The following is a 21841-nucleotide window of genomic DNA, read 5'->3' as shown; positions in this document are numbered from 1 at the left end:
TGGTGGACCGGTGGCGATAGGGGGAGCGTATGGACCGGCGGGGCGTGGATGACGAGACGGCCATCGAGCCGCAGAGGCCGCCGCCGCTGCCGGTGCAGGTGCCGCGGCGGAACTTCGAAGGGCTGTTCGTCCACGCGCTGAAGCCCACGGGCGCCTTCGCCCAGTCGCTGCGAGACATCGGCTACGACATGGAGGCGGCGCAGGAGTACTACGCGCTCTCCGTGTGGCGCGCGGCGCTGGGGGTGGCCCGCCGGCATGTCTATGCGGGCCAGGCGCCCGAGGCGGCCAACCGCGCCCTGGGGCACCACTACGTGGAGGGCTTCGCGCAGACGCTGGTGGGGCGCATCTTCGCCACCGCCGCGCCCCTGCTGGGCACGGAGCGGTGCCTGACGCGGCTGCCCACCTATCTGCGGGCGGGGCGCGAGGACATGAAGATGCTGCTGGAGCCGGTGCAGGCGCGCGAGTGGCGCATCCGCGTCGTGGACCCGGACCCGTTGCCGGACTTCGTCGCGGGTGTGGTGGAGGGTGTCCTCCGGCGCACCAAGGTGACGCCGCACGTGGAGGTGCTGGAGCGGCAGGTCACCGGCTACGCCCTGCGGGTGCGGTGGAAGGGCGCCTGAGCGGGTGGGATGCCTCGGCTGGCCGGACCGCGCCCTGCCAGGGTGACGGGTCCCCGGTGACGCCTGCTCAGTTGTGATTGGCGGCGAAGTGTCGAGTCGTTAAACGTGCCACCCGTATGCACAAGACTCACCTCGTCGGTGCTCGCACGCACAACCTGAAGGAACTGTCGGTCGACCTCTCGGAAGGAGAGTTCGTCTGCGTCACGGGCGTCTCCGGCGCCGGCAAGTCGAGCCTGGCGCTCGACACCCTGTACGCCGAGGGGCAACGGCGCTTCGTGGAGAGCTTCAGTCCGTATGCCCGCCAGTTCCTCGAGCGGCTGGAGCGGCCGCCCATGGACGCGCTGGAGCCCGTGGCCGCGGGCGTGGCGGTGGACCGCCGCGCGCCGGTGAAGAGCTCGCGCTCGACGGTCGCCACCCTGGCGGACGTGGAGCCGTACCTGTCCGCGCTGTTCACCCGCGAGGCGGTGCCGGTGTGTGGCACCTGCGGCGTGGAGGCGGTGCGGACCGATGCGCGCGTGGCAGCGGCGGCGGCCATCCGTGAGCACGCGGACGTGCAGGCCATCATCACCTTCCCGCTGCGCATCCCCGACACGGCCGCGTTCCTGGACGCGCGGGCCCGGCTCCTCAAGGACGGCTACCACCGGCTGATGGTGCAGGGCGAGGTGAAGGAGCTGGAGACGCTCCGTCCCGCCGAGGCCACCGACCCGGCCGGCATCGCCCGCGTGGTGGTGGACCGGGTGAAGTTGAGCACCGGGCAGTTGTCGCGGGTGACGCAGGCGCTGGAGGACGCGTGGAACCGCGCGGACGGCGAGGCGCACCTGTTCGTCCCCGGACAGAGCGCGCCCCAGAAGCTGCGGCGTGGCCTGGTGTGCCCCAAGTGCGCCCGGGAGTTCGAGCCCGCGACGCCGGGCCTCTTCAGCTACCAGTCCCCCGTGGGCGCGTGCGCGGCGTGCCGGGGTTTTGGCCGCACCATCGGCATCGACTGGGGCAAGGTGATTCCCAACCCCGAGCTGAGCCTGTCACAGGGGGCCATCCGCCCGTGGTCCGGCCAGTCCACGACGTGGGAGCGCGGCATGCTCCAGCGCTGGTGCAAGGCGAAGGGCATCCCCTGGGAGAAGCCCTGGGGTTCGCTCACGGCCGCGCAGCGCGAGTCGGTGCTGGAAGGGGAGGGTGACTACGACGAGGGCCGTGCCTACCCGGGCGTGCGCGCGTGGTTCCGGTGGATGGAGGGCCGCACGTACAAAATGCACGTGCGCGTCCTGCTGGCGCGCTACCGCGCCTATTCGCTGTGCGAAAGCTGTGGCGGTGGACGGCTCAACGCGCAGGCGCGCGCGTACCGGGTGGGCGGGCTGGATTTGCCGTCGTGGCACCACCTGGAGCTGACGGACGCGCTCGCGCGGCTGGACGCGCTGCGCACCACGACGGGGCAGGGCGAGCTGGCCCGCCGCGAGCTGGCGGGCCGGCTGCGCTATCTGCAGCGCGTGGGCCTGGGCTACCTCACGCTGGACCGGCCCGCGCGCACGCTGTCGGGCGGCGAGGCGCAGCGGGTGTCACTAACGGCCGCGCTGGGGACGTCGCTCACGGGCGCGCTCTTCGTGCTGGACGAGCCCACCGTGGGCCTGCACCCGGGCGACGTTCCGCCGTTGACGGAGGCCATCGCGGAGCTGGCGGAGCGGGGCAACATCGCGCTGGTCATCGAGCACGACCCGCTGGTCATCCGCACCGCGCACCGCGTGCTGGAGCTGGGGCCCGGCGCGGGCAAGCAGGGTGGACAGCTCGTGTTCGATGGCACGCCGGAGGCGCTCGCGAAGCATCAGGAGCTGCCCACGGGCCGGCTGCTGTCGGGCGTGGACGCGGTGACGCGCGTGCCGCGCCCGCGCATGGGCGAGCTGGTGATTCGGGGCGCCCGCGAGCACAACCTGAAGGACCTGTCCGTGCGCGTGCCCCTAGGCATCCTGTGCGCGGTGACGGGGCCCAGCGGCTCGGGCAAGAGCACGCTGGTGGACGAGGTGCTCTACCGGCACCTGGCGCGGCGGCTGGGCGTGAAGGACGTGGAGGCGCCCGGCGCGGTGGACGCGGTGGAGGGCCTGGAGGCGCTGAAGGCCGTCACCCTGGTGGACCAGTCCCCGCTGGGACGGACCTCGCGTGGCAACGCGGCCACGTACACCAAGGCGTGGGACCGGCTGCGCGAGCGCTTCGCCTCCGAGCCGGACGCGGAGGTGCGCGGCCTGACGCCGGCCCACTTCTCGTTCAACGTCGACAAGGGCCGGTGTGAGGCCTGCTCGGGCGAGGGCTACGAGACGGTGGAGATGCAGTTCCTCGCCGACGTGGCGCTGCTGTGCCCGGTGTGCCGGGGCCGGCGCTTCAAGGAAGAGGTGCTGGCCGTCCGGCACCAGGGCTTCAGCGTGGCCCAGGTGCTGGAGATGACGGTGGCCGAGGTGCTCCAGCACTTCGGAGATGATTCGGCCCTGCAACGCACGCTGGGCCCGGTGGCCCGGCTGGGGCTGGGCTATCTGCCCCTGGGACAGCCGCTGTCCACGCTGTCGGGTGGCGAGGCGCAGCGCTTGAAGCTGGCGCGGGCGCTGGCCAGCGAGGCGAAGGAGACGCTGTTCCTCATCGACGAGCCCAGCGCGGGCCTGCACGCGGAGGACGTGCGGCACGTCATCGCGGCGTTGCATGCGCTGGTGGAGCGCGGCGCCAGCGTCATCGTGGTGGACCACGACGTGGCGGTGATGAAGGCCTCGGACTGGGTCATCGACCTGGGGCCGGTGGGCGGGCGCGACGGTGGCCTGCTGGTGGCGGAAGGCACGCCCGCGGACGTGGCGCGTGGCAAGGGCGCCACCGCCCAGGCACTGCGGGGCGAGCGCAAGGCGCTGGGCCGCGTGGTGAAGCCGCGCAAGCTGGCCAAGGGCGAGGTGCCCGCCATCGAGGTCGAGCACGCGCGCGAGCACAACCTCCACGACGTGTCCTGCCGCATCCCGTTGGGGAAGATGACCGTCGTCACCGGGCCGAGCGGTTCGGGCAAGAGCTCGCTCGTCTTCGACGTCGTGTTCGCGGAAGGGCAGCGCCGCTTCCTGGAGACGTTGAGCCCGTACGCCCGGCAGTTTCTTCCGTCGATGCCGCGGCCGGACGTGGAGCGCATCAGCTCCCTGCCGCCGTCGGTGGCGCTGGAGCAGCGCACCTCGCGCGCGGGCGCCACCAGCACCGTGGCCACCGTCACCGAGGTGGCCCACTACCTGCGCCTGCTCTACGCCAAGCTGGGCGAGCCGCATTGCCCGAAGGACGACTCGCCCATCGCGGCCGCGTCACCGGACGTGCTCTTCGCGCAGCTCACGGCGATGAAGGGCGAGGGGACGCTGCTGGCACCCGCGGTGCGCTCGCGCAAGGGCACGTACCTGGACGTCTTCGCCGGCGCGGCGCGCGCGGGGATTGCCCAGGCCATCGTCGATGGAAAGCTCGCGTCCACGGACGACCCGCCGCGCCTGGCGAAGACGCGCGAGCACGACATCGACCTGGTCATGTACCAGGGCAAGCTGGCGAAGCTGAGCCGCGACGTCTTCGAGAAGGCGCTCGGCTGGGGCCAGGGCGCGGTGAAGGTGGACGCGGGCAAGGGTGAGACGCTGCTGTCCACCGAGCGCACCTGCCCCCAGTGTGGCACCGCCGTGCCGGAGCTGGACCCGCGCTGGTTCTCCTTCAACACCAAGCAGGGGCGCTGCGAGTCGTGTGAAGGCACCGGCATCCAGGGCGGCGCCGAGGCGATGGCGGAGGGCGAGGTGGCCCCGTGCCGCGCGTGTGATGGCAGCCGGCTGGCGCCCGTTCCCCGGGGTGTGCGGCTGGAGGGCGCGCGCTACCACGAGGTGGTGCAGCAGTCCGTCGCCGCCTCGCTGGCGCGCGTGCGGGCGTGGAAGTTCAAGGGCGACCGGGCGCTCCTGGGCGAGCCGTCCCGCCAGGAGCTGCTGCGCCGCATGGAGTTCCTGGAGCGCGTGGGCCTGGGCTACCTGTCCCTGGACCGCAACGCCTCCACGCTGTCGGGCGGAGAGATGCAGCGGCTGCGGCTGTCCGCGCAGCTCGGCGCGGGCCTCACCGGCGCCATGTACGTGCTGGACGAGCCCACCATCGGTCTGCACCCGCGCGACACGCACCGACTGCTCGACAACCTGCGCGCGCTGGTGGCCACGGGTTCCACGGTGCTGGTGGTGGAGCACGACTCGGACACCATCCGCGCGGCGGACCACCTGCTCGACCTGGGCCCCACGGGCGGACGGGGCGGCGGGCACATCCTCGCGGAGGGCCCTCCGGACGTGGTGTTGGAGAGCGACTCACCCACCGCGCGCGCCTTGAAGGAATCGCAGGTGCGGCCACCGTCCACGCGCGGCGAGCCGAAGCAATGGATTGAGCTCAAGGGCGCGCGGGCCAACAACCTGAAGCGCGTGGACCTGCGGCTGCCGGTGGGCCGGCTCAACGTGGTGTCGGGTGTGTCGGGCTCGGGCAAGAGCACGTTGATTCGCCAGGTGCTGTTCCCGGCCCTGCGCGAGAAGCTGGACCGCGTCACGCCGAAGCCGGGCCCCTTCACGTCGCTGCACGGCGCGGAGGCGGTGAAGCGCGTGCTGTCGGTGGACCAGTCCCCGATTGGCCGCACGCCCCGGTCGGTGCCGGCGACGTTCCTGGGCATCTGGGACGAGCTGCGGCGCGTCTTCGCCGCCACGCCCGAGGCGAAAATCAAGGGCTTCACGCCCACGCGCTTCTCCTTCAACTCCACCAGCGGCGGCCGCTGCACCGCGTGCGAGGGGCAGGGCTCCATCTCCCATGAGATGTCCTTCCTCCCCGACGTGGTGACGCCGTGTGAGGCGTGCAACGGCGCGCGCTTCGACGCGGCCACGCTGGAGGTGCGCTACCACGGGCTCAGCATCGGCGATGTGCTGCGCCTGTCCGCGGACGAGGCCAAGGACGTCTTCAAGGCCTTGCCCCGCGTGGCCGCGCCGCTGGAGTGCCTGGCGGACCTGGGCGTGGGCTACCTGCAGCTCGGCCAGGGCTCCAACACCTTGTCCGGCGGCGAGGCCCAGCGGCTGAAACTGGCGGCCGAGCTGACGGCCTCCTCGCGGCACGAGCCCACGTTGTACGTGCTGGACGAGCCCACCACCGGTCTCCACCTGGGAGACGTGGAGAAGCTCATCACCTTCATGGGCCGGCTGGTGGACCGCGGGGACACGTTGGTGGTCATAGAACATCACCCGTCGGTGATTGGCGCCGCGGACCACGTCGTCGAGCTGGGGCCTGACGGCGGGGACGCGGGAGGCGCCATCGTCGCGGAGGGCACGCCTCGGGACGTGGCGAAGCTGAAGACGGCCACGGGCCGGGTGCTCAAATCACTCTTTTCCGGTGAAGACACACGTCCCCGTGCCGCGGCGCGGCGAGCGTGAAACCCACGGGCGGCTGGGGCATTGTGGGGATGGCATGAAGACCCTCCCCCTGCTGTCCCTGACCGCGGCGCTCGCCGTCTCCCCGGCCCTGGCCGCGAAGCCGGCGGCGCCGAAGCCCCCCACCGCGAAGTCCGAAACCCCGAGCGAGAAGAAGCCCATGTCCTTCCATGACCTCTCCGCCAACCGGCTCGACGGCAAGCCCGAGAAGCTGTCCAGCTACCAGGGCAAGGTCGTCCTGGTGGTGAACACCGCTTCCGAATGTGGCTACACGCCGCAGTACGCGGGCCTGGAGAAGCTCCACCAGGCGTACAAGGACAAGGGGCTCGTCGTGGCGGGCTTCCCGTCCAACGACTTCGGCGGGCAGGAGCCGGGCTCGTCGGAGGAGATCAAGAAGTTCTGCGAGCTGCGCTTCAAGGTCACCTTCCCCATGTTCGAGAAGGTGAAGACGAAGGGAGACGGCCAGTCGCCCGTCTACGCGTTCCTGTCGAAGGACCACCCCGCGCCCAAGTGGAACTTCCACAAGTACGTGGTGGGCAAGGACGGCCAGGTGAAGGCCGCCTTCCCCAGCGCGGTGACGCCGGACAGCGCGGAGCTGAAGGCGGCCATCGACAGCGCGCTCGCGCAGCCGTAGTCCCAGGAAGGGGCGCGTGGGGGCTGGCCCTCTGGCCCCCGCCCTGGCGGCAGGCAACCCAGGCCGCCACCCTGGCCGTGGCGGCGGTGGGGGCTCACCCTGAATGCCGGACACGGCTCGAAGGGAGACCCCATGGAGACGCTGGACGCGGCGTGGCCACCGCTGCCCCTGGACGCGTGGAAGGACACCTACGCCACGCTGCACCGGTACACGCAGGTCATCGGCAAGGTGAAGCTCGCGCTGACGCCACCCCAGAATCACTGGTGGAACGTGGCGTTCCGCGTGACGGCGCGCGGAATGACGACGGGCCTCATTCCGTATGGGCAGGGCGCGTTCGAAGTCGACTTCGACTTCCGCTCGCACGAGCTCCTCTTCCGCGCCAGTCGCGGGCCCACGCGGGTGATGGCGCTGGAGCCCCGGCCGGTGGCGGAGTTCTACCGGGATGTCATGGCGACGCTGCGCTCCATGGGCGTCGAAACGCGCATCTGGGAGCATCCCGTCGAGATTCCCGAGGACGCGATTCCGTTCAGCCAGGACCTGCAACACCGCAGCTATGACGGCGAGGCGGTGGAGCGCTGGTGGCGGGCCACGATGCAGGCCACGCTCGTCTTCGAGGAGTTCCGCGCGCGCTTCACCGGCAAGTGCAGTCCGGTGCACTTCTTCTGGGGGAGCTTCGACCTGGCGGTGACGCGCTTCTCCGGACGCCCCGCGCCAGATCGCCCCGGCGCGGACCCCATCACCCAGGAGGCGTACTGCGAGGAGGTCAGCAGCGCGGGCTTCTGGCCCGGACTCCTCGCGACGGGTGGCGCGGCCTTCTACAGTTACGCGGCGCCGGAGCCGGAGGGCTTCGCCACCGCGAAGGTGCGTCCGGCCGCGGCCCGGTACGACGGGGCCATCAAGGAGTACCTGCTGTCCTACGATGACGTGAGGCGGGCGGATGACCCCAAGGCGGTCCTGCTCGATTTCCTCCAGAGCACCTACGCGGCCTGCGCGGACCTGGGCGGCTGGGAGCGGGACCGTTTGGAGCGGCCGCTCATCGTCCCCGAAGCCCAGCGCGCACGCCGCGGGGTGGACGCGGGCACCTTGGCCGAGCAGCCCGCGCCCTGACGGCCGCCGGCCCCGCGGGTACCCCCCGCGAGGCCGGTGCCGGGCCTTCGCCCAGGGCCTCACTTGGTCTTGGGCGGGAAGTGCTTCAGCAATTGCTCCACGGATTCATCCAGCTTCTTCTGCTGCTTCTGGGCGTTGGCGTTCTCGCTCAGCTCCGCCTGGGCCGTGCCACGCCAGACGAGCTGCTTCGACTCCGGGTCGACGACGTCGAGGATGAGGGAGCCTTCCTCGTACTCGCGCAGGTATGTCTCCGGCATGGTGACGGCGCCGCCCGCGTAGAAGGGGTCCGTGAAGGGGCCGCCCCAGGGGTAGCCGTAGTAGTCGTCGACCGTCTCGGCCTTCAGCGCGTTGTGGATGGCGCCATGCCACCCGATGAGGAAGTCCGGGTTGGCGCCGGTCTCCACCTTCTTGTAGCCGCGCGCCAGCAGGTAGCGGTCCACCGTCTGCTCGACGCGCGCGCCGACGATGGGGTTGTACACGCGGTCATCCTTGCCCGTGGGCTGCGGGAGCCAGGCATAGGTGCGGTACCCCTCCAGCTTCTGCGTGGCGGAAGGGTCATAGTTGGTGTTGACGTCGATGCCGGAGCACGCGGCGAAGGCCAGTGCCAGCAAGGGTGGGGCGATTCGGGTCAGCAGCCGCAAGGGAGCCTCCTTCGGTGGCGGCGCGGCGCGCGCCGTTGCCTCCCTGACGGTACTCACGCCGCGAGGCGCCCCTCGGCGCTGGACGCCCGGTCCTCCCCGGCCACGGTGCTAGGTGAACGAGGTCGTCCAGCAGCGCACGTCAGTTGCCCTGAGGGTCTATCGGAACCACGCACTATGTTGCGGAGCATGAATGCCGTGAATGCAGCTCCTTCTAGGCGTCCAGGCTTCCCCCTGTTGTTTGCGCTTGTCCTCACGGCATGCGCTGAAGGCCCAATGACAAGACCTGACGCTTCCGTCCGGAAATGGGTTGGCCCGGTGGTGACACTCCCGAGCGGAGGGCAGTTCCGAACAGTCATTTTCTACGGGCCTTGGCAGTGCAGCAGCCAACTCGTGGAGTACTGTCGCTCGAAGTGCTCAGGAAGCGGCCATGCGCTCCAAGGTTGTATGTGGCTGGCGGACGTGAAGATGGACTTCCAGGGAGCTGTCATGCGTGCGGGTAGCCGCTACGGCATGACGCATTGTTGCTGCAACTACGCGACGCTTGCCCCCGCGCAGACCAACGCCGCGCGAGGACAATGGAACAGCATGCGGTCCGAATTTCGGAGCCAGTGGGCAAACCGATTTGGCGCATGGCCCACCGATGCCACGGGGACGCCCTATGAAGGGCATCACGTCCGAGACCTCTGGCACGGTGGGAACCCCACCGACTGGGATAACATCATTCCGTTCCCGCAGGACCTGCATCAGCAGCTCCCGGGCGCTTACAAGCAATGCTACGCGAACAACCCACCGTGGACCTCGACCGGTGTGGACTATCCCTATGGAGAATGACCGGTCCATGAAGGCCCTCCTCGATGAGGTGTTGCGACTCCACCACCCGAATCCCCCTGCGACATCCGAGCAAATCGAAGAGTTCGAACACCGCGAAGGTTGGCGACTGGACCCGGACCTGCGCGCCTTCTACTTGTATTGCAACGGCGCGCGCCTCTTCGACCGGGTTGACCCTGCATTCGCCTTTGTTCCGTTGGCGGAACTTCGGCGCGCCCGAGTCGTCATGCGCAACGACGACAGCGACGATGCGGGGCCGGCGGCTTGGTACGCGCTCTGCCGTGTGCGGGATAGCAACTTCATCCTGCTTGACGTGAGCGAACAGCACGAGGGCCGATACCCGTTGCGTGACGGCTACAACGAGGCGTTCCCTGAGCCGGACTACTGCCCCAAAATCGCCGCATCCTTCCGGGACTTCTTGCAGGGCGCGCTTGATTCGAAAGAACAGTGGTTCTGGCTGTCAACGGAGCAAGAGCCCCAAAGCAACTCTTAGTCCTTCTCGGGCTCCCACTTGCCCTTCTTCCGGCCCTCGCTGCGCGCCAGCGTGAGCGCGAGCGTCGCCCGCTTCTCTTGCGGCAGGTCCTTCGCCAGCGTCTGGTACAGCTCCTTGTCGAGCGCCGCGATGCGCTCCCTCGCCTCGAAGGCGCCCAGCGCCGCCGCGTCCACCTGGGACAGGGCCTCACTGTCACCGCGCGAGGCCCGGTGGAGGATGCGGGCCGACTCGCGGACCTGCTTGCGCAGCGGGCGGCGCCGCTCGTCGAACTTGCGCAGCGTCTCTTCCAGCTTCAGCGCCTGCGCGTTGTTCAGGCCGAGCACGTCCGACAGCTCCAGCACCTGCCGCAGCCGGTGCCGCTTCTCCGCGTGCTCCATCCGCTCCTCGGCGCGGGCCTCCCGCCCGGAAGGCGAGGCCGCCGCCACCAGGGGGACCAGGGCCAACAGCATCACCGCCATCCGCGTCGTCACAGCGTCTCTCCCAGCTCGAAGTCGAAGTCCTCGTCCCAGCGGTCGGAGTCCTCCATCGCGTCCAACGGCTCCAGCCCGGCCCAGGCCTCGATGGCCGCCATCGTCTCCGCGTCCAGCTCCTCGACGGGCTGTGCCCCCGCCGTGGGCTGCGCGGTGCGGGCCTCGCCCGGGAACCGCCACGTGCCGGGCACCAGCAGCACCAGCGTCACCGCCGCGGCGGCGGCCACCAGCCCGCCCAGGGTCCGCAGCCCCAGGCCCTGCTTCCGGGCGCTCCGCCGCCACTCGGACAGCGTGCGCCGGGGCAGCTCCTCCAGCTCCGACTTCTCCTGCGCGGTGATGGGAGGCAGCGCCACCAGCGCGAGCAGCTCCACGGACGCGTCGAAGGCCCGCCGGCAGCCCTCGCAGCTTTCGAGGTGCGCCATGAGCGCCACCGCCTCGGCGTCCTCGAGCGCCCCCGCGGCGTGCAGGTCCAGCCGCTCCTCCTGGTCAGGGCACGCAGCCATCAGTGCTTCTCCTCGGGCGCGCCCACCCGCGCCTTGAGGCGCTTCATCGCATGGTGGAACTGCACCTTCGCGTTGTTCTCCGTGATGCCGAGCGTCTCGGCGATATCCTTGAACGCCAGCCCGCCGTCCACCCGCAACGTCAGCACCTCGCGCTGGCGGCGGGGCAGGGTGAGCACCTCGGCGCGCACCTGCCGCTCGCGCTCGGCGCGCTCCAGCCGGTCCTGCGCGGACTCGGACGGGTCCTGCGCCAGGTCGTCCGGCTCGGAGGCCACCAGCACCGGGCGCCAGCGCTGCCCCTGCCTCGCGTGGTTCTTCGCCAGGTTGAGCGCGATGCGCACCAGCCACGCCCGGAACGGCGCGGGCCCCGACGGCGTGAAGCGCGCGAACACGCGGCGCGAGGCCTCCAGAGCGCGCAGGAAGGCGCTCTGCACCAGGTCGGCGGCGTCCTCCGGCCGCGACACGTAGCGGCGCACCAGGGAGAAGACGAGCGAGCGGTGCCGCATCACCAGCACCTCGAAGGCCGCCGGCTCACCCTCCAGGAACGCGCGGCAGAGGGCCTCGTCCGAGGCTCGCTCCAGGCCCGCCCGGGCCATGCGCGCGGGCAGGGACACCACCCGGCCGCCTGTTTCCCTGATGCTCACGTGGCTCCAACCCCGGTCGGGGACAAAGGTTAATTTCGACCCGATTTCGTCGGATAATTTCCAGTTGTTCAAGAATTGCTGGGAGTAGGGGCGACAAACCTGCCTCCCTGGGTTGCTGGCGGACAGTCGGCGCTGGGACAATGGCGTGACAGTGATGGCCTGGGACGGGGGAATGTTGACCCAAGGATCTAGCTCACGCATCAAGGGCGGCGTGCTCATCTCGCGGCTCAACATGCTGCGCCACCACGGTGGGCAGGGACGGGTGGACGAGGTGCTCCGGCGCTTGCCCGCGGAGGACCAGGCGCTGCTGCGCAAGATGTTGCTGCCGGTCGGCTGGTATCCCCTGGAGTTGAATTTGCGGCTCGACGCGGCCATCGCCGGGGTGGTGTCGCCGGAGGACGAGGACCGGGCGTTCCTCGAAATGGGCCGCGCCTCCGCCGACGAGGCGTTGCACGGCGCGCAGCACGTCTTCGTCAAGGCGGGCGAGCCGCACTTCCTGCTGAGCCAGGCGCCACAAATCTACCGCTTCTATTACGCGGTGGGCTCGCGCACCTACGAGCCGACGGGCCCGCGCTCCGGCGTGCTGCGCACCTTTGGCGCGGAGAACGTCACGGTGCCGGACTGCCTGACCATCATCGGCTGGCATGAGCGGGCCATCGAGCTGTGCGGGGGCCAGTCGGTGCGCATCAGCCACCCCATGTGCAGGGCGCGGGGCGCGCCGCACTGCGAGTACCACTGCGCGTGGGAGTGAGCGCGGCGCGGCTCAGGGCGACGCGACGTCCGGCAGCGGATTCGCGCGCAGGTAGCGGAGCACGTCGTCCAGGTGGCGGTACACGCGGACCTCGTGCCGGATGATGTCCTCGATGCGGCCGTCCGGACCGATGATGAAGGTGACGCGGCGGTCGACGTTGAGCACGGGCCAGAGCACGTCATAGGCGCGGCTGATGGCCCGGTCCGCGTCGCCGAGCAGCGCGAAGTGGATGTCCTCCGCCTCCGCGAACTCGCACTGGGTGCGCTGCGTGTCCACGGAGACGCCCACGAGCTCCGCGCCCAGGCCCTTGAGCACCTCGTGGTTGTCCCGGAACGCGCGGTTCTCGATGGTGCAGCCCAGCGTGAAGGCCTTGGGGTAGAAGAAGAGCACCACGCGCCGGCCGCGCAGGGACGAGAGCTGAACGGGCGCCCCATGGCAGTCGGTGGCGGTGAAGTCCGGTGCGATGTCTCCGACGGAAGGCATGCCGCTGCGTCCCTACCACGTTTGCGGTGGGCCCGTTGGACAAGCGTTCAGGCTAAGGTCCGCGCCCGTGCGGCCTTCCAGGGACAGGGACGAGCAGTCATCTCAGCGGTTTCAACAACGACTGGCCCAGGCCCTGGGCGTGACGCGGGTGGCGCGTGTCACGGGGCTGGACCGGACCGGCGTGGAGGTGGCGTGCGCCGTACGCCCCGGCGGGCATGTTCTGCAGGTGTGCAACGGCAAGGGCCTCTCGTACGAGGACGCGGCCTGGGGCGCGCTGCTGGAGACGGCGGAGCTGTGGGCCGCGGAGTCGGTGGAGCCCGGCGCGTGTGTCTGGGGCTCCATGGTGGAGCTCGACGGCCGCGTGGGCACGCTGTGGAGCGCGGAGGACCTGGGCTCCGCGGGGGCGCTGGTGGCGCCACGCTTGTGGAGCGAGTACGTCCGCTGCGCGTGGCGCGAGGCCACGGAGCTGAATTCGGGCAAGCCGGTGTGGGTGCCCGCGCAGGGACTGCACGTGCCTCCGTCGGGGAGTCCCTCGCTCGGACCGGTGGCGGTGGCGTGGACCAGCAACGGCTCCGGCGCGCACCCGGACGCGGGCCAGGCGCTGCTGCATGCGCTGTTGGAGGCGACGGAGCGCGACCAGCTCGCGCGCGCGCTTCCGGAGGGGTGGACGGAGGAGGGTGTTCAGCGCCGCCTGCTGCGGGCTTCCGGCTTGCGCGAGCGGGCGCCCGCCGTGGATGCGCTGGCCCAGCGGCTGCGGGAGCGGGGCTTCGGTGTGTACCTGTTCGATGCCACGCCCGCCGCGCGCACGCCGGGGGCGGTGGGGCTTCCCGTGGGCGCCGCGGTGCTGGTGGATTTGGAAGAGGGCCCGGTGCCGCTCACCGCGGGTTACGCGTGCGCGATGACGCCGGAGTCCGCGCTGCTGAAGGCGTTGTTGGAAGCGGCGCAGTCGCGACTGACGGACATCCACGGTGCCCGCGAGGACGTGGCCGCCACGGACCGGGAGGCGGCGCGAGGCTTCGCGGAGGCGTGTGCCGAGGTCCGTCCCCGCCGGAGCGTGGAGGCCATGCCTGACCTGGGCGCGCAGGCACGAGGGCCCGCGCCACGGCGCGTCCGTCAGGTGCTCTCGCGGCTGGAGGGCGCGGGGTTCAAGCGGGTGGCCTCGGTGGAGATGCCGTCACCGGTGGAAGGTCTCCACGTGCGGCGCGTGGTGGTGCCGGGCATGCAGGTTTCGGAGCTCCTATGAAGCGGCGTGAAGCGCCCCCGCGTTTCGGGCACGTACACCCCGGAGCGCTCATGCGGCGGCGAGTGGCGAAGCATCGTCACTGTGGCGGAATGAAGTGCCTCCGCGTTTCGAGCGGGGTCGTGCCGGGCATGCAGGTTTCGGAGCTCCTATGAAGCGGCGCGCGGACAATCTGGTGGTGTTCCTGGGGCCCTCGCTGCCCGCGGCGGAGGCGCAACGCCTGACGCCGTGCACGGTGCTCCCGCCCGCTCGGCAGGGGGACGTGTGGCGCGCGCTCGCGCTGCGTCCCAAGGCCCTTGTGCTGGTGGATGGTGTCTTCGAGGCCCAGCCCTCGGTGTGGCACCACGAGCTGCTGGCCGCGCTGGAGGCCGGCGTGGCCGTCTTCGGCGGCGGGAGCATGGGCGCCCTGCGCGCCGCGGAGCTCGTGCCACACGGCGTGGTGGGCGTGGGCCGCATCTTCGAGTGGTACCGCGACGGCACCGTGGTGGATGACTCCGAAGTGGCGTTGCTCCACGCGGACGCGGAGCACGACTACCGGCCGCTCACCGTGCCGCTGGTCAACGTCCGGCACGCCGCGGAGTGCGCCACGGAGGCGGGCGTGCTCAAGCGCCCGGCGGCGCAGGCGCTCGTCGATGCCGCGCAATCCGTCTTCTACCAGGAGCGCACCTGGGGCCGCGTCCTGGACACCGTGGCGCCGCACTGGTCCGCGCCCACCCGCGCGGCCTGGGACGCCTGGTTCCCGAAAGGCGCCGAGGACCTCAAGCGGCGGGACGCCCTCGCATGCCTCCAGACCGCCGCGGCGTGGGTGGCCTCGGGGGCCGCCGCGCCTCGGGGCGAGGTGCAATCTCCCTCCTCCCTGGTCCGCCGCCGCCGGCTGGTGGACGACGTCACGGGTGGGAAGGACGGCGGGGTGTCCTCGGGCCGCGTGCTGGACGCGCTTCGCGACGCGCCCGACGCGGAGGCGCTGGCCGAGGCGGGCCTGCGCAGGGCGCTCCTCGCGGGTTGGGCGAGGACCCAGGGCCTGCGCGTCTCCGACGACGAGGTGGCCGAAGTGGAAGCCGGCTGGTGGCAGGCGCAGCGCGTGCCCGTGGCCCGGCGCGCCGCGTTCCTCTCCCGTCTGGGGTTGGACGCGTGGGGCCTGCGCCGCCTGTGCGAGGAGCGGGCCCTGGAGCGGCTCGTCCTGGAGCACGCGACACGGCTGTTGCCGGATGGCCCGTCCTGGGACGAGGCCCTGGCCTCCGAGGCCCGCCTCACCGGGCGCTGGGCGGAGGCCGCGAGCGAAGTCGCCGGGGCGCCCGAGGACCCAACGGAGGGCGTTGGGTCCGGGGGCGCGGCGGACTGACCTCGCGGGTAAGTGAAAACGTGACATCCCGGATGAAAAGGATAGGGTCAACCCTGGAGGTTGCCCTTGTTCAGCCCCGCTCACTGGGTGGTTCAACAGTCTCTCGCGTGGACCGCACCGCCGGAAGGCGTGCGTCCTGGGCGTGCCACGCGTCTGGTGGGGCAGGGCGGCAGCGCTAGAGGCCCGAGCCCCTGGAGTGGGTGGCAGTGAGGTCTCCGCCCTTCCATCCAGACCAGTTGGTGCCGGACAGCGAGGTCGGCCCATGGCGCATCCTGGAGTCGTTGGGCTCGGGAGGCTTTGGCCGTGTCTTCAAGGTGGAGCGAGCGGGCCGCAGCTACTCGCTGAAGATGGCGCTTCGTCCGGCGGGCCAGCACACCCCGGAAGAGGAAGACATCAACGGCCGCCTGGCGCATGAAGTGGCGGCGCTGCTGGCCTGCGCGCCGCACCCGAACCTTCCGGCGCTCCACGCGGTGGACCGGTGGCCGGAGCCCCCTGACGGCTACCTGTACTTCGTCACCGACTACATCGATGGCGAGACGTTCCACGAGTGGCGCTGGCGGGTGAAGCCCACGGCGGCGCACCTGCTGTCCGTCTTCACGGAGGTGGTGCGCGTGGTGGCGGACATGCACCGCCGGGGCGTGCACCACCGCGACATCAAGGGCGACAACCTGCTCATCCGCCGCGAGGACGAGCGGCCCTTCCTCATCGACCTGGGCACGGTGCGGCTGCCCGGCGCCACCACGTTGACGGTGGGCGTGGCGCCCGCCTCGCCCCACCTGCTGCCTCCCGAATGCGTGGCCTTCCTTCGCGAGGGCTCCTGGCAGCAGGGCGCGAACTTCGACGCGGGCGTGCCCGGGGACCTCTATGCGTTGGGCGCGCTGCTGTACGAGGCGCTCACGGATGGCTACGCGTTCGACCCGAAGCTTCCGTATGACCGGTTGCTGCCGGCCATCGAGACGGTGACGCCGCGCGCGCCCCACGTCGTCAATCCGAAGGTGCCCCGGGCGCTGGGCGACATCGCCCTGCGGCTGCTCGCCAAGCGCCCCGAGGACCGCTACGCGAGCGCGGAGGCCCTGCTCCAGGCCCTCTGGGACGTGGCCAAGGAGAAGCGTCAGCCGGCCTGGAAGGTGTCGCTGGACCGTCCGCCCGAAGGCGCGGGCGACGCGGAGGCACCCCGGGTTCGCATGGTGCCGGACGCGCCCGTCACCACCTCCGAGCAACGGCCGCGAGGCGAGGGCCTCATGGGCATCGCTCCGGTGTTGCCACTCAATCCCGAGCCCCGGGAGGTGCCCGTTCCGGAGGCGCCGGCGTCCGCCGCCGCGACGCCCCCGGCGCCAGCGGCCCCCGAGGTGCTCGTGAAGTCTTCCGCCGATGCTCCGGCGGATCCCCTCCCACCGCCCCCGGCTCCCAAGCGCCGTCGCGGCGTCGTGGGCCGAGGCGTGGCCGCCGTGCTGGCCGTGGGCCTCGTGGCGTTCGGGCTGAGTCGTCTGGTGTCCCCCTCCGAGGTGGATCCGGCGACCGCACCGTCTCTTCCCATTGAGAAAGGAAGTCCCGCAGTGACGAGTCGTTCTTCGAATTCCTCCGAGACGCCCAGCCCCGAGGTGGTGCCCTCCCTCACGGACGCGGGAGCCGAGGTCCAGGACGCGGGGGAGCAAGCCGCGGCGCTGGCCTCCGCCGAAGCGGGAGGCGAGGGCGAGGCCGAGACCGAGGCCGCGCCACGGCCGAAGAAGCGCCCGTCGTCCACCTCAGCGCTGGGCAAGGCCGCCGCCGTGGCGTGCCTCACCGCGGCCTGCGCCGGTGGGCCGCAGGTGCGGGATGCGCCCCCTCAGCGCAAATGCCCTCCAGAGGTGCTCGCGGGCATGGCGGAGATTGGCCTCTTTCCTCCGAAGATGATGGGCAACGACGAGACGGTGGCCATGGTCCCGAGTGTGCGCCTCTGGAAGCCGGTGCCCGTGCCTCCGGACGGCGGCCCCCTCATCCTCTACGCCCACAACAATGTCACGAGCGCCCACGTGCGAATCTTCCCGGAGGGAACCCGGTTGCATGGCACGGTGTTCCGGGGGAGGACGGCCATCTACGGCTGGATTACCGAGGCGGAGTTCCCCGATGGCCGCCGGATGGCGGTCTGCGGAAACATCGTCAACAATCCCAGCCGGGAGGAGCTCGGGACGCCATACGATGAATCGAGCACCCCCGGTAATCCGATGATGCCTCCGGGCGTCAACCTGGCGGCGTCGCAGGTGCTCGGAAAACTCGGGACGCGTTAGCCGTCCTCCGCCTGTCATGGTGGGCGTGCGCCCTTGCTAGAGGTGGCTCGGACTTGACTGGTTCGCCCGCATTCATCGTGCTCACTTGGGGAGTGTTGTGGGCCGCGACGGCGCATGCCGCGGCACAGGAGTCGCCCGGCAGCGGGAGCGCGGTGCGGAGAATCGACGTCCAGGCGGGGACACCGGTGGCGCCGCAGGAAGTCCGCATCAGTCCCGGGTTGTCCACCACCGTGTTCTTCGACGCGAGGATCCGCCCCGAGCAACTGGTGCTCGAGGGCCGCGAGCGCTTTCAGCGCTTCGGCGTGACGGAGGACCACCTCGTGCTGGTGCCCTCGTCCACGTTCCGAGAGGGCGAGCGGCTTCGGCTGGAGGTTCGCTTCCATGACGGCGCGGTGCCGGAGCGCGCCGTCATGGTGCTCGTGGTGGACTCCGCGCGCGCGGAGCGGCAGGTGGAGCTCTACCGCCAGACGCGTTCCGCCGCGTCCTACCAGCAGGAGGTGGAGGAGCTGCGTTCAGGGGTGCTCCGGCTGGAGCGCCAGGTTCAGCAGCTTCAGCAGCAGCGTTCCCGCCCGAGCGAGTGCAGCCGGGAGTCCCTGGTGGCGGACCTCGGTGACGAGGACTCCATCGCCTTCCGGGCCTGGCTGCCCCGGAAGGTGTCAGGAGACTTCGTCGTCCTGCGGGCGACCTTCCTCCGTCTGACCACCCGCTGGGCCGCGTTGAGGTTGTCGCTGGCCGCCACGGGCGCCAACAGGGGGTGGACCGCGGCGGGGGCGGAGCTCACGGACGCCCGGGGCCGGCGGTTGAAGTCGCTGCCTCCCTGGCAGGCCGGGCCCGTGGACGACGGGAAGAATCCCATCGTCATCCTGCTGGACGAGCCGGTGTTCCCGGGCGAGGGGCCGGGCAGGTACACCCTGGAGATGTGGAACGAGGGCCGGAAGCAGACCTTGAAGTTGGAAGGGCTCCAGCCGCGGTGAGCCGCGACTTGAGCCCCGCGCCCCGCCGTGTAGGGTGGCGCTCCGGCCGATGACCTCACTTCCCCCGCCCGAGTCCCTCCGCTGCATCAACGCCGACGCCCGCGAGCCCCAGGGCTACCGCGCGGCGTTGGGCGACACCCGCGCCGCGTTGCTCCACACGGACCCTCCGTATTGCCTGCTCACCCGGCGGCGCAAGGGCGGGGACCTCCGCGACACGCGCGCGCACAAGAAAATCGACCAGAACCCCATCGTCCGCTTCGAGACGGTGCGCGACTACCGCGCCTTCTCCGAGGCCTGGCTGTCGCGCGCCACCGCCCACCTCACGCCGGACGCCGTCCTGGTCATCTGGACGAACCTGTTGGGCAAGGAGCCCATCCTCACCGCCGCGCGTGGGCTCGGTTATCCGCACCTGCGCGGCGAGTACGTCTGGGGCAAGCGCACCACCGACAAGAACGCCAACGAGCAGACGCTGCGCGTGTACGAGGTCGCGCTCGTCATCGCGCGCACGCCCGAGCCGCCGCTCGAACCCGGCGGCCTGCCCACCGTCTGGGCCGTGGTCGGCGGCTATGACGACGAAGGCGAGGCGAAGCGCTGGGGCGGCCACCCCCACCACAAGCCCTTCTCCGTGCTGGAGCCGCTGGTGCGCACGTACAGCCGGCCCGGGGACACGGTGTTGGATCCGTTCGCGGGCAGCGGCTCCATGCCCTCGGCGGCCTTGCGGCTGGGCCGCACGCCCGCGTGTCTGGAGGTCGAGCCCGAGTGGGCCGAGCGCGTGACGAACCGCCTGCGCGACACGGCCCGTGAGGAAGCTCAGCGCGCCAGCGCTCGGTAGAGCCGCGTGTCCGCCCACGCGGGGATGTCCGTGGGGCGGTGCGCCCACCAGTTCATCACCAGCGTGCGTCGCTGCCGCGATGGGCCGGGCAGCTTGCCGTCCGGAATCTGGTTCTCCGCGTCCAGCACGCCGTGCGTCAGCGTGCCGTCGAACACCACCAGCCGGTTGGGCCGGGGCGTCACCAGGTCGGCGGTGTCGAGCCGCGACGGCGCCAGGGACGGGTTGGCCGGGTCGGGCTTCTCGCGCGTCACCACCAGCGCGCCGCCGCGCACGCGGTTGAGGAAGAGCACCGAGGAGATGCGCGGGTGCACCAACTCGCCGGTGCTTTGCGCCAGCTTCTCGTCGCGGTCCTGGTGGAAGTCCACGCGCACGTCCGTGGGGGACATGCGTGACAGCCACCACTCGACGCCCGCCACGCGGCGCTTGCCGGCGATATGGGGACGCAGCGCGAGGATGATGTCCTCCACCACGTTGCCCGCCGGGCCGAAGTCGAACCAGAAGGTCGTCTGGTAGGTCTGTCGCAAGCGCTCCGTGCCCACGGCGCCCACGCGCCGCAGCAACCGGCGGAAGAGCAGGGGGGGCACGGCGTTTTCCGTGAGTCGAACGAGGGTTTCCACGAGGAGGACAGCATGCCATCTTCGCCTACCGCCCGGTGGCGCGGACCATTCTCCTCCGGCGAGGAGGGCTCGGAGGAACGATGAAGGCGCACCAGAAGATGCTCGTTGGCATTGCCGCCGGCGCGGTGGCGGGGCTCGTCGCCAACGCCGTCGCGGGTGATGCGGCCTGGCTGGCGTTCCTCGTGGACAACGTGGCCTCGCCCCTGGGGCAGATTTTCATCCGCCTGCTGCTGATGCTCGTGGTGCCACTGCTGTTCTCCGCCATCGTCGTCGCCGTGTCGGAGCTGGACCTCCGGCAGGTGGGCCGGCTGGGCGTCCGCACGCTGGGCTACACCGTCGTCCTGTCCTCCATCTCCGTGCTCATCGGCCTGGTGCTCGTCAACACGTTGGAGCCCGGCGCTGGGCTGAGTGACGAGGCCCGCGCGCTGGCCCAGGGCGGGATGACCATCCAGGCCGCCGCGGCGCCGGGGGCGTCGTCGTTTGGCGCGGTCATCGTGTCCATGGTGCCCACCAACCCCATCAAGGCGGCGGGGGACGGAGACTTCATCGGCCTCATCGTCTTCTCGCTCATCTTCGGCATGGGCGTGGCGTTGACGCAGGGCGAGCCCGTGCAGCGCCTGCAGCAGTCCATCCAGGGCCTCTACGACGTGATGATGAAGCTCATCGACGGCGTGCTGAAGCTGGCGCCCATCGGCGTGGCCGCGCTGCTGTTCTCCATGACGGCGCGGCTGGGCTTCGGCATCTTCGGACAGCTCGCCGCCTACATGGGCACGGTGCTGCTGGCGCTGGGCATCCACATGTTCATCGTCTACTCGCTGTCGGTGCGCTTTTTGGGCGGGCGCAGCCCCATCGAGTTCTTCCGCAGCAGCCGGCTGGCCATCGTCACCGCGTTCTCCACGTCCTCCTCCAGCGCCACGCTGCCCACCGCGCTCAAGGTGGCCGAGGAGAACCTGAAGCTGCCCCGCAACGTGTCGCGCTTCGTGCTGACCGCGGGCTCGGCCATGAACCAGAACGGCACCGCGCTTTTCGAAGGGGTCACGGTGCTCTTCCTGGCCCAGGTCTACGGCGTGGAGCTGAGCCTGTCCGACCAGGCGCTCATCATGTTCATCTGCATCCTGGCGGGCATTGGCACCGCCGGCGTGCCCGCGGGCTCCATCCCCGTCATCGCGATGATTCTGGGCATGTTCAAGATTCCGGTGGAGGGCCTGGGCCTCATCCTGGGCGTGGACCGCTTCCTGGACATGTGCCGCACCACGCTCAACGTCACCGGCGACCTGGCCGCCGCCGTGTACGTGGCGCGCGGCGAACCGGCAGACAGCCCGGTCGAGGAAGGGGCCGTGGATGCGCCCGCTTCATGACGCCAGGCCTCCGCCGCCGCACCTTCCCCGCAATCGCAGTTTCCTCGCAGTCCGAACCAAGGAGCCCGCATGAGGGTCGCCAAGGATTCCGTCGTCTCGCTCGAATACAAGCTGCACCTGGGAGACGGTCAGGTCATCGACCAGAGCGCTCCCGAGCAGTCGCTCTCGTACCTGCATGGGCACCGGCAGATTGTTCCGGGGCTCGAGGGAGCCCTGGAGGGCATGGGGCAGGGGGACAGCAAGCAGGTGGTGGTGGCGCCGGGGCAGGGCTATGGCGAGCACGACCCGGCGGGCGTCCGGACGGTGCCTCGGAACATGCTGCCGCCGGGGATGAACCCTCAGGCGGGCCAGACGCTGATGGCCCAGACCGACCAGGGTGACATCCCCCTGCGCATCCAGGAGGTGCGTGACGACGGCATCGTGGTGGACCTCAACCACCCGCTGGCTGGCAAGACGCTGCACTTCGACGTCACGGTGAAGGACGTCCGGGCGGCCACGCAGGAAGAGTTGACGCACGGCCATGTCCACGGGCCAGGCGGGCATGAGCACGGCTGACGTGCTGCCCTGACGCGGCGCGGCCAGCCTGGGAGGTTGGCCCGCCCGTCACACGCGGTGCTCGCGAG

Annotated in this window: 20 protein-coding genes; 14 read left to right on the top strand and 6 right to left on the bottom strand. The window is 70.9% G+C overall.

Annotated features, from left to right (window positions below):
* The first annotated feature begins 29 nt into the window (after positions 1-29).
* The 4 genes from A176_RS22480 to A176_RS22465 all read left to right on the top strand — a co-directional run bounded on the left by A176_RS22480 (position 30) and on the right by A176_RS22465 (position 7778).
* Positions 30-620 (top strand): DUF2378 family protein, encoded by a 591-nt coding sequence (locus A176_RS22480; RefSeq protein WP_002637125.1) that lies wholly within the window; start codon positions 30-32, stop codon positions 618-620.
* Between the two features lie 116 nt (positions 621-736).
* Positions 737-6040 carry an excinuclease ABC subunit UvrA gene (uvrA, locus tag A176_RS22475; protein WP_002637124.1) on the top strand — a complete coding sequence of 1768 codons (5304 nt, stop codon included), beginning with the start codon at positions 737-739 and terminating at the stop codon, positions 6038-6040.
* A gap of 34 nt (positions 6041-6074) precedes the next feature.
* Positions 6075-6671: a glutathione peroxidase gene (locus tag A176_RS22470; RefSeq protein WP_002637123.1), complete on the top strand. Its 597-nt coding sequence runs from the start codon at positions 6075-6077 to the stop codon at positions 6669-6671.
* Positions 6672-6803: 132 nt separating this feature from the next.
* Positions 6804-7778 carry a DUF5996 family protein gene (locus tag A176_RS22465; protein ID WP_002637122.1) on the top strand — a complete coding sequence of 325 codons (975 nt, stop codon included), beginning with the start codon at positions 6804-6806 and terminating at the stop codon, positions 7776-7778.
* A gap of 59 nt (positions 7779-7837) precedes the next feature.
* Here the strand turns inward: A176_RS22465 and A176_RS22460 are convergent, their stop codons facing one another.
* On the bottom strand, positions 7838-8419 hold the full coding sequence (locus A176_RS22460; RefSeq protein WP_002637121.1) for a DUF4136 domain-containing protein: 582 nt from the start codon (positions 8417-8419) through the stop codon (positions 7838-7840).
* A gap of 459 nt (positions 8420-8878) precedes the next feature.
* Here A176_RS22460 and A176_RS22455 point away from each other — a divergent pair, with 459 nt between their 5' ends.
* Both A176_RS22455 and A176_RS22450 read left to right on the top strand, forming a co-directional pair.
* On the top strand, positions 8879-9250 hold the full coding sequence (locus tag A176_RS22455) for a hypothetical protein (protein WP_226993960.1): 372 nt from the start codon (positions 8879-8881) through the stop codon (positions 9248-9250).
* Between the two features lie 7 nt (positions 9251-9257).
* Positions 9258-9740 (top strand): SMI1/KNR4 family protein, encoded by a 483-nt coding sequence (locus A176_RS22450; protein ID WP_002637119.1) that lies wholly within the window; start codon positions 9258-9260, stop codon positions 9738-9740.
* Here the strand turns inward: A176_RS22450 and A176_RS22445 are convergent.
* From A176_RS22445 to A176_RS22435, 3 genes are read right to left on the bottom strand one after another with little or no spacing between them, the layout of a single operon-like run.
* Positions 9737-10198, bottom strand: coding sequence for a hypothetical protein (locus A176_RS22445; protein ID WP_044890712.1), 462 nt, complete (start codon positions 10196-10198; stop codon positions 9737-9739). The genes A176_RS22450 and A176_RS22445 overlap by 4 nt on opposite strands.
* 8 nt (positions 10199-10206) lie before the next feature.
* A complete protein-coding gene (locus tag A176_RS22440) occupies positions 10207-10713 on the bottom strand; it encodes a zf-HC2 domain-containing protein (protein ID WP_002637117.1) in 507 nt (168 codons plus the stop codon).
* Positions 10713-11354 (bottom strand): RNA polymerase sigma factor, encoded by a 642-nt coding sequence (locus A176_RS22435; protein ID WP_044890692.1) that lies wholly within the window; start codon positions 11352-11354, stop codon positions 10713-10715. The genes A176_RS22440 and A176_RS22435 overlap by 1 nt, the downstream gene beginning before the upstream one ends.
* Positions 11355-11526: 172 nt before the next feature.
* Between A176_RS22435 and A176_RS22430 the strand changes: the two genes are divergently transcribed.
* A complete protein-coding gene (locus A176_RS22430) occupies positions 11527-12105 on the top strand; it encodes a TIGR02265 family protein (protein WP_002637115.1) in 579 nt (192 codons plus the stop codon).
* A 12-nt stretch (positions 12106-12117) separates the two neighbouring features.
* Here A176_RS22430 and A176_RS22425 read toward each other — a convergent pair whose 3' ends face one another.
* A complete protein-coding gene (locus A176_RS22425) occupies positions 12118-12588 on the bottom strand; it encodes a peroxiredoxin (RefSeq protein WP_002637114.1) in 471 nt (156 codons plus the stop codon).
* A 67-nt stretch (positions 12589-12655) separates the two neighbouring features.
* On the opposite strand from A176_RS22425, the gene A176_RS22420 reads away from it, so the two are divergent.
* The 5 genes from A176_RS22420 to A176_RS22400 all read left to right on the top strand — a co-directional run bounded on the left by A176_RS22420 (position 12656) and on the right by A176_RS22400 (position 19243).
* Positions 12656-13831, top strand: coding sequence for a YcaO-like family protein (locus A176_RS22420; RefSeq protein ID WP_002637113.1), 1176 nt, complete (start codon positions 12656-12658; stop codon positions 13829-13831).
* 148 nt (positions 13832-13979) lie between these two features.
* On the top strand, positions 13980-15170 hold the full coding sequence (locus A176_RS22415; RefSeq protein WP_002637112.1) for a TfuA-like protein: 1191 nt from the start codon (positions 13980-13982) through the stop codon (positions 15168-15170).
* Positions 15171-15376: 206 nt separating this feature from the next.
* Positions 15377-17437: a serine/threonine protein kinase gene (locus tag A176_RS40885; RefSeq protein WP_002637110.1), complete on the top strand. Its 2061-nt coding sequence runs from the start codon at positions 15377-15379 to the stop codon at positions 17435-17437.
* Between the two features lie 77 nt (positions 17438-17514).
* Positions 17515-18411 (top strand): DUF2381 family protein, encoded by an 897-nt coding sequence (locus A176_RS22405; RefSeq protein WP_226993959.1) that lies wholly within the window; start codon positions 17515-17517, stop codon positions 18409-18411.
* Positions 18412-18460: 49 nt separating this feature from the next.
* The gene (locus A176_RS22400) at positions 18461-19243 is read left to right on the top strand and encodes a DNA-methyltransferase (RefSeq protein WP_002637108.1); all 783 of its coding nucleotides are present in this window, start codon (positions 18461-18463) and stop codon (positions 19241-19243) included.
* Here the strand turns inward: A176_RS22400 and A176_RS22395 are convergent.
* Positions 19222-19860: a 2OG-Fe(II) oxygenase gene (locus A176_RS22395; protein WP_044890694.1), complete on the bottom strand. Its 639-nt coding sequence runs from the start codon at positions 19858-19860 to the stop codon at positions 19222-19224. The genes A176_RS22400 and A176_RS22395 overlap by 22 nt on opposite strands.
* A gap of 80 nt (positions 19861-19940) precedes the next feature.
* Here A176_RS22395 and A176_RS22390 point away from each other — a divergent pair, with 80 nt between their 5' ends.
* Both A176_RS22390 and A176_RS22385 read left to right on the top strand, forming a co-directional pair.
* Positions 19941-21218, top strand: coding sequence for a dicarboxylate/amino acid:cation symporter (locus tag A176_RS22390; RefSeq protein ID WP_002637106.1), 1278 nt, complete (start codon positions 19941-19943; stop codon positions 21216-21218).
* Positions 21219-21287: 69 nt separating this feature from the next.
* Positions 21288-21773, top strand: coding sequence for an FKBP-type peptidyl-prolyl cis-trans isomerase (locus tag A176_RS22385; RefSeq protein WP_002637105.1), 486 nt, complete (start codon positions 21288-21290; stop codon positions 21771-21773).
* Positions 21774-21841: the final 68 nt, after the last annotated feature.

The sequence above is a fragment of the Myxococcus hansupus genome, from assembly GCF_000280925.3.
Taxonomy (GTDB): Bacteria; Myxococcota; Myxococcia; order Myxococcales; family Myxococcaceae; genus Myxococcus; species Myxococcus hansupus.
The sequence above is the reverse complement of the archived record's forward strand: the minus strand, read 5'-3'. Positions and strand labels throughout refer to the sequence as shown.